Origin of the sequence: Delftia sp. JD2, assembly GCF_001682645.1 — a bacterium.
GTDB lineage: Bacteria > Pseudomonadota > Gammaproteobacteria > Burkholderiales > Burkholderiaceae_C > Comamonas > Comamonas acidovorans.
Window position 1 is genome coordinate 1 of record NZ_LFJT01000099.1, and the last position, 12,638, is coordinate 12,638.

Below are 12,638 nucleotides of genomic sequence, written 5' to 3' on the forward strand. Positions count from 1 at the left end.
CCGCGAGGGCTCAGGCTTTTTTTGTGGCGGGCGCTCCCGCCTTTGCGGCCTCGCGGGCCAGCAATGAGGGCACGGCGACACGCAGCAGGCCCACGGGCGCGGGCGGCATGGCGCCCCAGTCAGCCTCGGAGGGCGGGCTGTCGCCTGCGCCGTTGGCCGTGGATTCTGCAGGCGGCCGGATTTGTGCCGGCGACTGCGAAGGCGGATTCGATGGCGCTTGCTGTGGGGATGGCCGCTGCGGCTGCGGCTGTGGCTGCGGCGCCCCCGGCTTGCGGCGGTGCACCAGCACCAGCTCGGCCACGGCCTGCACATGGTCGGGCCTGACCTCGGCATCGCCCAGCCAGGCGGCCCAGGCGCGGGCGGCGCGCAGCAGCACCAGGTCGGCGCGCAGGCCGTCCACCTGGGCGGCAATGCACAGCGCGCCTGCGGCCTGCAGCACCGCGTCGGACCAGGGCAGCGCGCCGGCCGGCTGCAGGCGCTCGCGTGCCGTGCGCAGCTGCGCGGCCAGCGCGGCCTGGGCGTCTGCATGGCGGGCGCGGAAGGCGGCCGGGTCGGCATCGAACAGCAGCCGCGCGCGCACGATGGCCTGGCGCTGGGCCGCATCCTCCACATTGGCCAGGCGCACGCACAGGCCCAGGCGGTCCAGCAGCTGCGGGCGCAGCTGGCCTTCCTCGGGGTTCATGGTGCCCACCAGCACGAAGCGCGCCGCGTGGCGGTGCGAGATGCCGTCGCGCTCGACCACGTTGACGCCGCTGGCAGCCGCATCCAGCAGCACATCGACCAGGGCATCGGGCAGCAGGTTGATCTCGTCCACATAGAGCACGCCGCCATGGGCGCGCGCCAGCAGGCCGGGCGCGAATTTGAGTGCATGGCCGGCCATGGCCTGGCCCAGGTCCAGCGAGCCGGCCAGATGCTCCAGCGAGGCGCCCAGCGGCAGCGTGACGAAGGGCGCGGCATCGATGAGCTCGGCCAGCGCGCGCGCGGCCGTGGACTTGGCCGTACCGCGCGGCCCCTCGATCAGCACGCCGCCCAGTTGCGGGTCGATGGCGGCCAGCAGCAGCGCCTGGCACAGCAGGGGCTGGCCGGCAATGGCGGCAAAGGGAAACAGCGGCGGCAGCGCGGGCTGGGCGCCGCTGCCCAGGTCAGGAGATGCGGTCATCCGCGCAATCCTTCGAGATGGTTTTCATGTTCCAGCAGCAGGTCTTCCAGCTGCTGGCGATAGTCGCCGGGCTGCTCCCACAGGCCGCGCTGCATGGCTTCGAGCAGGCGCTCCAGCATGTCGCGCAGGGCCTGCGGATTGTGCTGCACGAGAAAGTCGCGCGTGGCCGCATCCAGCACATAGGCGTCGGCCACCAGGGCGTACTGGTGGTCGCCCACCTGCTGCGTGGTGGCGTCGAAGCCGAAGAGATAGTCCACCGTGGCCGCCATCTCGAAGGCGCCCTTGTAGCCGTGGCGCTTGGCGCCGTCCATCCACTTGGGATTGGTGACGCGCGAGCGCACCACGCGCGCAATCTCCTCCTTGAGCGAGCGCACGCGCGGCTGGGCCGGGTTGGCGTGGTCGCCGTGGTAGAGCGCGGGCTGGCGGCCCGAGAGGTGGCGCACGGCCGAGGCCATGCCGCCCTGGAACTGGAAGTAGTCGCCCGAGTCGAGGATGTCGTGCTCGCGGCTGTCCTGGTTGTGGGCCACCACGTCGAGCTCGCCCAGGCGGCGGCGCAGCGCGTCGCCTGCGGGCACGCCCTCTGCGTCCTGGCCGTAGGCGTGCTGGCTCCAGCCCAGGTAGGCCTGGGCCAGGTCGGCATCGCCCTGCCAGTCGCCGCTCTGGAACAGTCCGCCCAGGCCCGATCCATAGTGGCCGGGCGGCGCGCCGAACACGCGCCAGCCGGCCTGCAGGCGGGCCTGCACGGCGTCCATGCCCTGCGCCTGCAGTTGCTCGGCCTCGGCCAGGATGCGCGCGCGTATGGGGTTGTCCTCGGCGTCTTCGTCCTGCGCGGCCACGGCCTGCACGGCCGCGTCGAACATCTGCACGGCGCCCGGGAAGGCATCGCGGAAGAAGCCCGAGATGCGCAGCGTCACATCCACGCGCGGCCGGCCCATGCCCACGCGCGGCACCACCTCGAAGTCCACCACGCGCTGGCTGCCGGGCGCCCATTTGGGGCGCACGCCGATCAGCGCAAAGGCCTGGGCAATGTCGTCGCCGCCCGTGCGCATGGTGGCCGTGCCCCAGACCGACAGGCCCAGGGTGCGCGGGTATTCGCCGTGCTCCTGCAGGTAGCGCTCCAGCAGCCTGAGCGTGGCCTGCTGGCCCAGCTCCCAGGCGGCCTGAGTGGGAATGGCGCGCGTGTCCAGCGTATAGAAATTGCGCCCCGTGGGCAGCACGTCGGGCCGCCCGCGCGAGGGCGATCCGCTGGGCCCGGGCGGCACGAAGCGGCCCTGCAGCCCGCGCAGCAGCTGGCGCAGTTCCTCGCCGCCGCAGGCATCCAGCGCGGGCGCCAGCACGGCGTGCACCTGTTGCAGCGCGGCGCGTGTCTGCGGCCAGTCACCGGCCGGGGCCTCACCTTCCAGCAACTGCTGGGCCAGCAGCTCCAGGCGCTCGCGCGTGTCGCCCTCATGGCGCCAGGGCTCGTCGCTCACGGCCTGCAGTGCGGCGGGACGCGCGCCGGTCCAGGGGCGTGCAGGCTCCATGCGCAGCGGGTCGAACTCGGGGCTGTCCAGCAGGTCGGCGGCCAGCGCCTGTATCAGGCCCTGGCCTTCGTCCGACGGGAAGCGCGCCAGCGCCAGCAGCGTGTCGCGGCGCTGGCGGCCTTGAGGCGAGGCGCCGAAGACATGCAGGCCATCGCGGATCTGGGTTTCCTTGAGCTCGCACAGGTAGGCGTCTATGCGTTCGAGCACGGCATCGTCGTCCTGCGCGGCACCGGGCGCCAGGTCCAGCTCCTGGTCCAGGTGCTGGCGGCGCACGATGTCCAGGATCTGGCGGCGCAGCAGCGCGCCGCGCCGCGCATCGACCAGCAGGGCGTCGTAGTACTCGTCCACCAGGCGCTCCAGGTCCTGCAGCGGGCCGTGGTTTTCGGCGCGCGTCAGCGGCGGCATCAGGTGGTCGATGATCACGGCCTGGCTGCGGCGCTTGGCCTGGGCGCCTTCGCCGGGATCGTTGACGATGAAGGGGTACAGGTGCGGCAGCGGGCCGAGGATGGCATCGGGCCAGCACGCGCCCGACAGCGCCAGGCTCTTGCCCGGCAGCCATTCGAGGTTGCCATGCTTGCCCACGTGGACCATGGCGTCCACGGCAAAGCGGTCGCGCAGCCAGAAGTAGAAGGCCAGGTAGCTGTGGGGAGGCACCAGCTCGGCATCGTGGTAGCTCGCATAGTCCTGCGCGCCCATGCCTTTACCGACCAATGCACGCGCCGGCTGTATGCCGACAAAGACATGGCCCAGGCGCAGGCCCGCGATCATGAAGCGGCCCTGGCGCAGCAGCGGGTCGGCCTCGGGCGCGCCCCAGCGCGCCGTGATGGCGTCGGCCATGCCGTCCGGCAGCGCGGCCAGGCGTGCCAGGTATTCGTCCAGCGCATAGCTTTGCCAGGCCGGTCGCAGCGGCCACTGGGCCGGGTCGTTGGCAATGCCCTGCTGCAGGGTGTGCATCAGCGCCTGGCCATCGGCGGGCAGCTGCGCGGGGTCGCCCAGCTCATGGCCTTCGGCCGCCAGGTGCTGCAGGATGGCGATCACCGAGGCCGGCGTATCCAACCCCACGCCGCTGCCGATGCGGCCTTCGCTGCCCGGATAGTTGGCCAGCACCAGGGCCAGGCGCTTGTCGCGCGCGGGCAGGCTGCGCAGGCGGCACCAGCGCCAGGCCAGGTCGGCCACGAAGTCCACGCGGTCGGGCTCGGGCTGGTAGGCCACCACGTCGGCCTGGGTGAAGGCGCAGCGGTGGGACAGGCCTTTGAAGCTGATGGCGCGCGTGATGATGCGGCCATCCATCTCGGGCAGCACCACCTGCATGGCGATGTCGCGCGGGCGCAGGCCCTGGCTGTCGGCCCACCAGTCCTCGCGGTTGCCGCCGCTGGCGATCACCTGCAGCACGGGCGCATCGCCGGCCAGGGCCGTACCCGATTCCAGCGCCGAAAACGCCGTGGTGTTGAGCACCAGCTGCACGGCATGGTCTTCGCAGAGCTGGCGCAGCGTGGCCAGGCACAGCGGGTCCTTGAGCGAGTCCAGCGCCACGGGCAGCGGGTTCATGCCGCGCTGCTGCAGCGACAGGGCCATGGCGTCGAAGGCTGCCGTATTGCCCGCCAGCAGGTGGGAGCGGTAGAACACCAGGGCCACCGTGGGCGCGCCCGGCGTCCAGGCGCGCTGCAGGTCGTCGATGCCGGCCACGTCATGGGCCTGCACCTGGGCAGGGTTGGGTGCGTTCTCGAACAGCGCAGGCGGCACGTGCACGGCTGCCTGCGGCAGGGTGCGCGGCGGCAGCGGCGCATCGCCCCGGTCCAGCCCGTGGTAGACGGTGGCCTTGAGGAATTCGCGCGCATTGGCCGCGCCGCCCGAGCGCAGGTACTGCCACAGCTGGCGGCAGGCGGCGGCCGGCAGCGTGCTGCGCGCCAGCAGGTGCGGGTCTTCCTGCAGGTCACCCGAGAACATGGCCAGGCGCTGCCCCTTGCGGCGCGCCAGCGAGCCGATCTGCTCGATGCCGTAGGGCCAGGCCGACTCCGAGCCCAGGTGGTCCACGATGACCACGCGCGCATGGCGCAGCACCTCGTCCACATACAGGTCCAGCGAGGCCGGCTGGCGCAGGTACAGCAGATTGGCCAGCCGCACCGAAGGAAAGTCCGCCGACGCCCCGGCCAGCGCGGCCACGGCCGAGGACAGCAGGGCCAGCGTGGTGTCGGCCGAGCTCAGGATGACGATGTCGGCCGGCGTCTGGTCGAGGCGGGTGACGATGCTCTCGTCCTCGACGAAGCCGCCGGGGCGCGTGGACAGCAGGTGCATGGAACAGGTTTCAGTGCGGAATCGGAAGGTCAGGCGGCCACATTCTCCAGGCCCTTGCGCAGCGCTGCTTCATCAAGGTCTTGCCCGATGAACACCAGGCGCGTGCCGCGCTGCTCGCCCTCGCGCCAGGCGCGGTCGAAATGGTGGTCGAAGCGGCGGCCCACGCCCTGCAGCAGCCAGCGCATGGGCTTGCCCGGAATGTCGGCAAAGCCCTTGACGCGCAGGATGCTGTGCTGCTCCACCAGCGTCTCCAGCGCGGCCAGCAGGCGGTCGCGGTCCACGGCGGGCAGGTCGATCACGTAGGAGTCGAAGTCGTCGTGGTCATGGTCCTCGTCGTGGTCATGGTGGCTCACGCGCTGGTCGATGGTGGTCTCGGCCGCCTTGGCCAGGCCCAGCACCACGTCCAGCGGCAGGCGGCCCTGGGACGATTGCACGATCTTGACCTCGGGCGGCAGCTCCTCGCGCACCAGGGCGGTCACGCGCGCCAGGGCCTCGGCATCGGCAAGGTCAGCCTTGTTGAGCACCACCAGGTCGGCCGCGCCCAGCTGGTCCTCGAAGAGTTCGTGCAGCGGCGATTCGTGGTCCAGGTTGGGGTCGGCGCGGCGCAGCTCGTCCACGGCCTGGGGATTGGCGGCGAACTGGCCGCTGGCGGCCGCCGGCGTATCCACCACGGTGACCACCGCGTCCACGGTGAACACGTTGGCGATCTCGGGCCACTGGAAGGCCTGGACCAGGGGCTTGGGCAGGGCCAGGCCCGAGGTCTCGATGATCACGGCGTCGATCTGGTCGCGGCGCTCGGCCAGCGCGCGCATCACGGGGAAGAACTCTTCCTGCACCGTGCAGCACATGCAGCCGTTGGCCAGCTCGTACAGCGCGCCTTCGCGCTCGTTGCCCTCGTCGTCGCAGCCGATGCCGCAGCCCTTGAGGATCTCGCCGTCGATGCCCAGCTCGCCGAACTCGTTGACGATGACGGCAATGCGCCGGCCATCTGCGTTGTCCAGGATGTGGCGCAGCAGCGTGGTCTTGCCGCTGCCCAGGAAGCCGGTGACGATGGTGGCGGGAATCTTGGCGGTTTGCATGGAAGGTTCTCCAGAAAAAAGAGGAAGTCAGACGGTGGCGAAAGGCACGGCGCGGCGCAATGAAGGGAGAACCTCCTGCGCAAACAGTTCCATGCCGGCGAGGGCCTGGGCATCGCTCCACAGGCCGTTGGCGTTGAAGACGCAGCGCAGCTGGCCCATGCCCGTGCGCTCGCGCAAGGCGGTGATCTGCGCATGGCACTGCTCGGGCGTGCCATGGATGAATTGCTCGGCCAGCACGCGCGGCACATCGATGGGCAGCACCTGGTCGGCCGGCACGCCGCGCTTGCCCGCAAAGTACACGCGGCGCTGGTACAGCTGCGGCCACATCGTGGCCAGCTGGGCCTGCACGGCGGCCTCATCGGCACCGATGCAGACATAGCGCGCCAGCGATGAACGCGCACGCAGCGCGGCGGCATCGCGCCCGCGCTCTCGGGCAGCGGCCTCCAGGCGCTCCAGCTGCATGCCTTCGGGCGGCTCCAGGCTCAGCAGCAGGGGCAGATTCTGATCGACGGCAAAGCCCAGGGTCTCTGCCGTGGAGCCGGCCACATACAAGGGAGGATGCGGGCGCTGCACGGTCGAAGGCAGGGCGGGTCGGTCCTCGAAGCGCCACGGCCCCTGCCCCGCTGCGATGGGCCTGCCCGACAGCGCCTCCACCAGGATGCGGCAGGACTGCTCGAAGCGCTCGCGCGTGCTGTCCGCATCGATCTGCAGGGCGCGCAGCGCGGCCGGCTCCGTGCCCCGGCCCACGCCCACGTCGATGCGGCCGGCGCTTTGCAGGTCCAGCTGGGCAATCTCCTCGGCCAGCATCAGCGGGTGGTGCAGCGGCAGCACCAGCACCGAGGTGCCCACGCGCAGCCGCTCGGTGCGCGCCAGCACGGCGGCGGCCAGCAGCAGGGGCGAGGGATAGGGCCAGGCGGTATCGGGCACGCGGAATTCGTTGAACCACACGCCCTCGAAACCCAGGCGCTCGGCGCGCTCGAACAGCGCCAGGAATTCACGGTGCCCGCCGCGCGTGGCGTCGCGCGTCCAGCCGGCCAGATCGATGCGCATGGGTTCAGTTCTCCTGTTTCAGCCGCGCGCGCAGCAAGGTTTGCGGAGGTGCGTCGATGCGCTCGAAATCCACGCCGAACACGGCATCCAGCCCCGGCGCATGCAGCAGTTCGGCAGGGGCCCCATCGAGCGCAATGCGCCCCTGGTCCAGCACGATGACGCGCCCGAAGTGCGCCAGCGCCAGGTCCAGGTCATGCATGACCACCAGCACCAGCCGCTCGCGCCCACGCTGCGCCAGCGCCTGCACCAGGGCCAGGCGGTGGCGCACGTCCAGCGCGGCGCCGGGCTCGTCGGCCAGCAGCACGGGCGGGTCGGTGGCCAGCACGGTGGCCAGCAGGGCACGCGCCTGCTCGCCGCCGGACAGCGTGGACCAGCGCCTGCGCGTGAAATCCTGCAGCCCGGCGCCGGCAATGGCCGCCTCGACATCACCCCGGCCCGCCAGCCGCATGTGCATGAGCTCGGCCAGCGTCAGGTCCCAGTGCGGCGCAAAGCGCTGGGGCATGTAGCCCACGCGGCGTGCGCGCTCGGCCACGGGCAGGGTTGCAATGTCTTGCCCGTCCAGCAGCACGCTGCCGGATGCAGGCGCCTGCAGCCCCGCCAGCAGGGACAGCAGGCTGGACTTGCCCGCGCCATTGGGCCCCACCAGGGCCACGGCGCCGCAGGCGGGCAAATGCAGCGAGACGGCGTCGAGCACACTGCGGCCACGGTGGCGCAGCGTGAGGGTCCGGGCCTGCAGGCGCGGTGGGGCGCAAGGGATGGCACCGTTCATGCGGACCTCAGCCTGCGCGCCAGCAGCACGATGAAGAAGGGCCCGCCCGCCACGGCCGTGACCAGGCCCAGCGGGATCTCGGCCGGCGGCAGCACGCTGCGCGCAATGGCATCGGCCAGCGTGACGATGATGGCGCCCGTGAGCGCCGACGCCGGCAGGGCCGCGCGGTGCAGCGGTCCCGCCATCCAGCGCGCGATGTGCGGCGCAGCCAGGCCCACGAAGGCCACCAGCCCGCCATAGGCCACGGCCACGGCCACCACCAGCGAGCCGGCCAGCACGGCCAGCGGCGTGAAGCGCGCCACATCCAGGCCGAAGCCCTGGGCCGCATCGGCACCCAGGCCCAGCAGGTCCAGCCCGCGCGCCAGCGCCATGGCCCCGGCCAGGCAGGCCAGGGAGGCACCGGCCAGCAGGCCCAGCCCGCTCCAGGACGGCGTCTGTATGCCGCCCAGCACCCAGCTGAGCACCACCTGCAGGCTCACCGTCTCATCGGACAGCGCCAGCATCAGGAACGAGCGCAGCGCGCCCAGCACGGCCGCCAGCGCCACGCCGGCCAGCAGCATGCCGGCCGCATCGGTGGCACCGGCCACGCGCGAGACGGCCAGCACCAGCATGGTCGAGCCCCAGGCGCCCGCAAAGGCCAGCACGGGCAGCGTCCATGCCTGGGGCAGGCCGAACAATAGATGCATGGGAACCAGCAGGGCGACAGTCGCCCCCAGCGCCGCGCCGCCCGAGGCGCCCAGCAGATAGGGCTCGGCCAGCGGATTGCGGAACACGCCCTGGAAGATGGCGCCCGACAGGCCCAGCAGCGCGCCCACCAGGGCGGCTGCCAGCACGCGCGGCACGCGCCACTGCAGCAGCAGCCGGCTGCGCAGGCTGTCTTCGCCGCCCAGCGCGGCCAGCAGGTCGGCCGGGCTGGCCCACTGGTGGCCCGCGCAGGCGGCGATCAGCAGGCTGGCCAGCAGCAGCAGGACCGCACCGGCCCAGGGGCGCCACGCAGGTGGATGTGAAAGGGAATTCATGCGGCCTCCCCGGCCCAGGCCGCAGGGTGCAGCCAGCGCGAGAGTTTTTCCACGCCGCCGAAGGTGCGCGGCCCGGGAATCAGGAACTCGGCACGCGCCACCGTGGTGGCCCGGCCCGCGCGCACGGCACGCAGGTCGCGCCAGCCGCGCTGGCCGATCAGGTCCTGCATGGCCTCCTGCGTGCCCGCGAACAGCAGCACATCGGGGTCGGCGGCCAGCACGGCCTCGGGCGAGACCTGGGGCACCGTGCCCAGGCCGTCCAGCGCGAACGAAGCGCCCGCGCGCACCATGGCCTCTCCCGTATAGGTACCCGGCCGGGCCGCCAGCAGCATGCCGTTGCCCAGCCGGCCCGTGACCATGAGGGCACGCGGCCGGGGCTGGCCGGCCACCTGCCGGTCCACGCGCAGCAGCCGCGCCTCCTGCGCCAGGGCCAGCGCCTGGCCGCGCGCCTGCACGCCCGTGGCGCGGGCCACCAGGCGCAGGTTGTCCATCACCTCGGCCAGCGAGCGGCTGAGCAGCACCATCACCGGCACGCCGATGCGCTCCATGGGATCGACCAGCTGGTGCGCCGCCTGGCGCGCGGGCGTGACGATGACCAGGTCCGGCTGGCGCGCCACCACGGCGTCCACCGAAAACCCCAGCCGCCCGCCCACCTTGGGAATGCGCTCCACGCCCGGTGGAAAGCGCGTGAAATCCTCCACGCCCACCACGCGGTCCAGCAGGCCCAGCGCGGCCACCAGTTCGGTGTTGGAGGCAAAGATGGAGACGATGCGCTGCGGCGGCGCGGCAATCTCCACGCGCCGGCCCAGCGCATCCTGCAGCACCACCGGACCGCCTGAAGCGACGGTGTCGGCCCAGGCCGCGGGCAGGCCGCAGCCCAGGGCCGCCGCCGCGCCCTGGCGCAGCAACTGGCGGCGCGTGGTGCTGGATTGCCTCATGCCGTGGTCCTCAAAACTCTGCCTGGAGGCCGACCATGAGTTCGCGCCCCGCCATCGACGTTCCGCAGCCGCCGTTCTGGTACGCCGGGTTGGCGATGCAGGGCGCACGGTCCAGCGCGATGAAGATGGGATGGCGGTTCAGGTCGAACAGGTTGTTGACGGCTGCGAACAGCTTGACGCCGCGCGACACGCGGTAGTCGGCACGCAGGTTCCAGATGGTGAAGGCGCCCTTGCGGTGGATGAAGGTGCTGCTGGGCTCGCCCTGCGGGATGAGCAGCGCCTCTTCCGTGTCGTACCACATGGGACCGCGCAGCAGCGTGGACAGCTGCAGGCTCCAGTCGCCCTGCAACCGCCCGCTGCCCTGGCCGTAGCGCACGCCGGCCGAGGCCTCGTAGCGGTACATGCGCTGCACCTTGTCCGTATTGGCCGAGGCGGCCGAGCCCTTGTCGCGCATGCTGAAGTGGTAGTAGCCGCCAGCCCAGGCCTTGAGCTGGTGGCCCGTCAGGTTCAGCGCCCGCGCCAGGTCCATGTCGGCCTGCATTTCCAGGCCGCGCGCCACGATGTCGGCCGCGTTGTTGGCGTAGTCCGAGGTGTTGGTCGTGGCCCCGCGCGAGACGGTGATGATGCGGTCGCTGATGGTGTTCTGGAACAGGGCCGCATCCACGCGCCAGCCGGGCTGCTGCAGCGCGGCGCCGACCTCGATCTGGCGGCTGGTCTCGGGCTTGAGGTTGGGGTTGCCGAAGGTGCGGCCACCGCCGACGGCCGTGAAGTCCGAGGCCAGCTCCGTGGCCGTGGGCGCGCGGAAACCCGTGGAGGCCGCAGCGCGCAGCGTGAGCCGGTCCGTGGCCTTCCAGGTGGCGCCGGCCGACCAGGTGTGGTTGTCGTAGTCGCGCGTGCTGGCCTGGGCCAGGGCGAGGTTGGGCGTATCGTCGAAACGCGTCGTGCCCCAGGTCTTGCGCAGGCCGGCACGCAGCGTGAGGCGATCGTCGAACAGGGTCTGCGCGTCCTCGAAGTACAGCGCATGCACCTGCTCGGTCTGGTTGTTGTCGTAGGGCGCGACCTGGCCCGCCGGCCCGCCCGGCATGGCCACGCGCAGGCGGTCGGAGCGCAGCTTGCTGCGCTCCCAGTCAAAGCCCATCAGCAGGTCATTGGTCTGGCTGACACGCAGGCGCGGCTGAAAACGCAGGCCCGTGGCGTCCAGCTGGCGGTGGTTGTAGTCGCGCGCCGTGCCGGGCACGGCGCTGTTGCCCGAGCGGATCACGGGCGATGCCCAGTTGAACTCATCGGTATCGACCAGGCTGTAGAGGTGGGTCGTCCAGCTCAGGCGCTGGCCGGGCAGTGCACCTTCGTAGGTCAGGTCCAGCGAGCGGTTGCTGCGGTTGTCTCGGCTGTAGATGTTGGCGCCCGATCCGCGAAAGCCCGCGTTGTAGATGCCGTCCGTGCGCAGCTGCAGCTCCACGCGGTGCAGCTCGTGCAGCTGCCAGCCCAGGGCGCCGCTGGCGCCGCGCCGCTTCCAGCCCGTGTTCTCCATGCGCGTGCCGCCGTCGCCCGACTCGTAGTCGCCGCGCCCGCCTGCGCTCACGCCGAAGTACCAGTCGAAGCGGTCATTGGCGCCGGCCGTCTGCGCATCAGTGCGCCACAGGTCCCATGAACCGGCCTGGACCTGGGCGCGCGTGCCAGGCGCGGTCGCCCCCGTCTTCATGATGATGTTGACCACCCCGCCCATGGCCTGGCTGCCGTAGATCACCGAGGACGGGCCGCGCACGATCTCGATGCGCTCCACATCCGAGGGGCTGAGCTTGGACAGGTTGGCCGTGCCCGCGCGCCGGCCGTTGACCAGCACCAGCACCTGGCTGCGGAAGTCGCGCCCCTGGCCGTCGGTGGAGGCGCCGCGCAGGTTCATCGAGGTCTGGGCTGCCGTCCATTCGCTGAGAAAGCCCACGGCGTTCTCGGCCAGCAGGTCGGTGACCGAGCGCGCGCTGGAGCGCTCTATGGCCTCGCGGTCGATGGTCTGCGTGGTGCCCGCGATGCGGCTGCGCGCCTCGGGCCGCGCGGTGGCGGTCACGAAGACGGCGTCCAGCGCATCGTCGGCGGAGTCCGTGGATCGGCCCGAAGCCGGCTCCTGCGCGGCGCCGGCCGCTGCAGCGCAGCTGGCCAGCAGGACGGCGGCCGCTGCGGGCCGCAGGCTGGAGACAAGAGGGAGAACAGAGAGAAGGCCGGAGGAATCGGCGGCCGAGGAAGCGAAGCGCATGCGTTGACCCAACTGCCCCACTCACCCGCGGGGCCTATCGTCTGAACCACGCCGCACAGCGCGCACGCCGGAGCCGGCCACGGCAGCGCAGGCTGGGGCCGGACCGGACAGGCGCACTCCCGCGGCGTCCGAAAGCAATGCAGAAGGCCGGTATCCGGGCTTGCGGAACGCTGCGGCGCGCAGGGTGGGCGCGCTGCGGCAGGCATCCCCGCCTTCCCATGTCCGAGAAGGACACAGTGGCTTGCGGCGCGTGGTTTGGGGCGCGTCCGCGTGGGGAGTTGTATTCCGCTGACCGTTGCGGGGGCAGCGCAGGCATTGCGAGCGGCCACCTCGATGGCATCGCGCACCTGCTTCCCGTTGAACCCCTGGCCGGTGAACGGCATGGGGCACCTTCAGCAACAGCGCACCGCCACGGCCCAGGGGCTGCGGCGGTGCGCCAGCGGCGGATTATCGCCCAGCCCAGAAGCCCGGCACCCGGGCCAGCGCCCGCAGCGCGCGGCGGCTGCTGCGCGCGCTGCTGGCCAGGCGGGCCTGCAGGTAGCCGGCCGCGAACCA

8 protein-coding genes and 1 riboswitch are annotated in these 12,638 nt (G+C 71.9%); all 8 genes read right to left on the minus strand.

What is annotated here, in order from left to right; translation table 11 throughout:
• Positions 1–10: 10 nt before the first annotated feature.
• The 8 genes from ACM14_RS29185 to ACM14_RS29220 are packed head-to-tail and all read right to left on the minus strand — an operon-like array spanning position 11 to position 12,083.
• Positions 11–1,159 carry an ATP-binding protein gene (locus ACM14_RS29185; protein ID WP_065348086.1) on the minus strand — a complete coding sequence of 383 codons (1,149 nt, stop codon included), beginning with the start codon at positions 1,157–1,159 and terminating at the stop codon, positions 11–13.
• Entirely contained in the window at positions 1,156–4,977 is a 3,822-nt protein-coding gene (cobN, locus tag ACM14_RS29190; RefSeq protein WP_065348087.1) for a cobaltochelatase subunit CobN, read from the minus strand. Before cobN ends, ACM14_RS29185 begins: the two co-directional genes overlap by 4 nt.
• Before the next feature lie 29 nt (positions 4,978–5,006).
• On the minus strand, positions 5,007–6,056 hold the full coding sequence (gene cobW / locus ACM14_RS29195; RefSeq protein WP_065348088.1) for a cobalamin biosynthesis protein CobW: 1,050 nt from the start codon (positions 6,054–6,056) through the stop codon (positions 5,007–5,009).
• A gap of 27 nt (positions 6,057–6,083) precedes the next feature.
• Positions 6,084–7,106: an LLM class flavin-dependent oxidoreductase gene (locus ACM14_RS29200; RefSeq protein ID WP_065348089.1), complete on the minus strand. Its 1,023-nt coding sequence runs from the start codon at positions 7,104–7,106 to the stop codon at positions 6,084–6,086.
• Positions 7,107–7,110: 4 nt separating this feature from the next.
• On the minus strand, positions 7,111–7,875 hold the full coding sequence (locus tag ACM14_RS29205; RefSeq protein ID WP_065348090.1) for an ABC transporter ATP-binding protein: 765 nt from the start codon (positions 7,873–7,875) through the stop codon (positions 7,111–7,113).
• Positions 7,872–8,894, minus strand: coding sequence for an iron ABC transporter permease (locus ACM14_RS29210; protein WP_065348091.1), 1,023 nt, complete (start codon positions 8,892–8,894; stop codon positions 7,872–7,874). The genes ACM14_RS29205 and ACM14_RS29210 overlap by 4 nt, the downstream gene beginning before the upstream one ends.
• Positions 8,891–9,832 carry an ABC transporter substrate-binding protein gene (locus tag ACM14_RS29215; RefSeq protein WP_065348092.1) on the minus strand — a complete coding sequence of 314 codons (942 nt, stop codon included), beginning with the start codon at positions 9,830–9,832 and terminating at the stop codon, positions 8,891–8,893. The genes ACM14_RS29210 and ACM14_RS29215 overlap by 4 nt, the downstream gene beginning before the upstream one ends.
• Positions 9,833–9,842: 10 nt before the next feature.
• Positions 9,843–12,083 carry a TonB-dependent receptor gene (locus tag ACM14_RS29220; RefSeq protein ID WP_065348093.1) on the minus strand — a complete coding sequence of 747 codons (2,241 nt, stop codon included), beginning with the start codon at positions 12,081–12,083 and terminating at the stop codon, positions 9,843–9,845.
• A 127-nt stretch (positions 12,084–12,210) separates the two neighbouring features.
• Positions 12,211–12,492, minus strand: a riboswitch (cobalamin riboswitch).
• Positions 12,493–12,638 lie beyond the last annotated feature (146 nt).

Coding starts and splice junctions, on each gene's coding strand:
- ACM14_RS29185 (WP_065348086.1), bottom strand. CDS start 1,159: ATGACCGCATCTCCTGACCTGGGCAGCGGCGCCCAGCCCGCGCTGCCG.
- cobN (WP_065348087.1), bottom strand. CDS start 4,977: ATGCACCTGCTGTCCACGCGCCCCGGCGGCTTCGTCGAGGACGAGAGC.
- cobW (WP_065348088.1), bottom strand. CDS start 6,056: ATGCAAACCGCCAAGATTCCCGCCACCATCGTCACCGGCTTCCTGGGC.
- ACM14_RS29200 (WP_065348089.1), bottom strand. CDS start 7,106: ATGCGCATCGATCTGGCCGGCTGGACGCGCGACGCCACGCGCGGCGGG.
- ACM14_RS29205 (WP_065348090.1), bottom strand. CDS start 7,875: ATGAACGGTGCCATCCCTTGCGCCCCACCGCGCCTGCAGGCCCGGACC.
- ACM14_RS29210 (WP_065348091.1), bottom strand. CDS start 8,894: ATGAATTCCCTTTCACATCCACCTGCGTGGCGCCCCTGGGCCGGTGCG.
- ACM14_RS29215 (WP_065348092.1), bottom strand. CDS start 9,832: ATGAGGCAATCCAGCACCACGCGCCGCCAGTTGCTGCGCCAGGGCGCG.
- ACM14_RS29220 (WP_065348093.1), bottom strand. CDS start 12,083: ATGCGCTTCGCTTCCTCGGCCGCCGATTCCTCCGGCCTTCTCTCTGTT.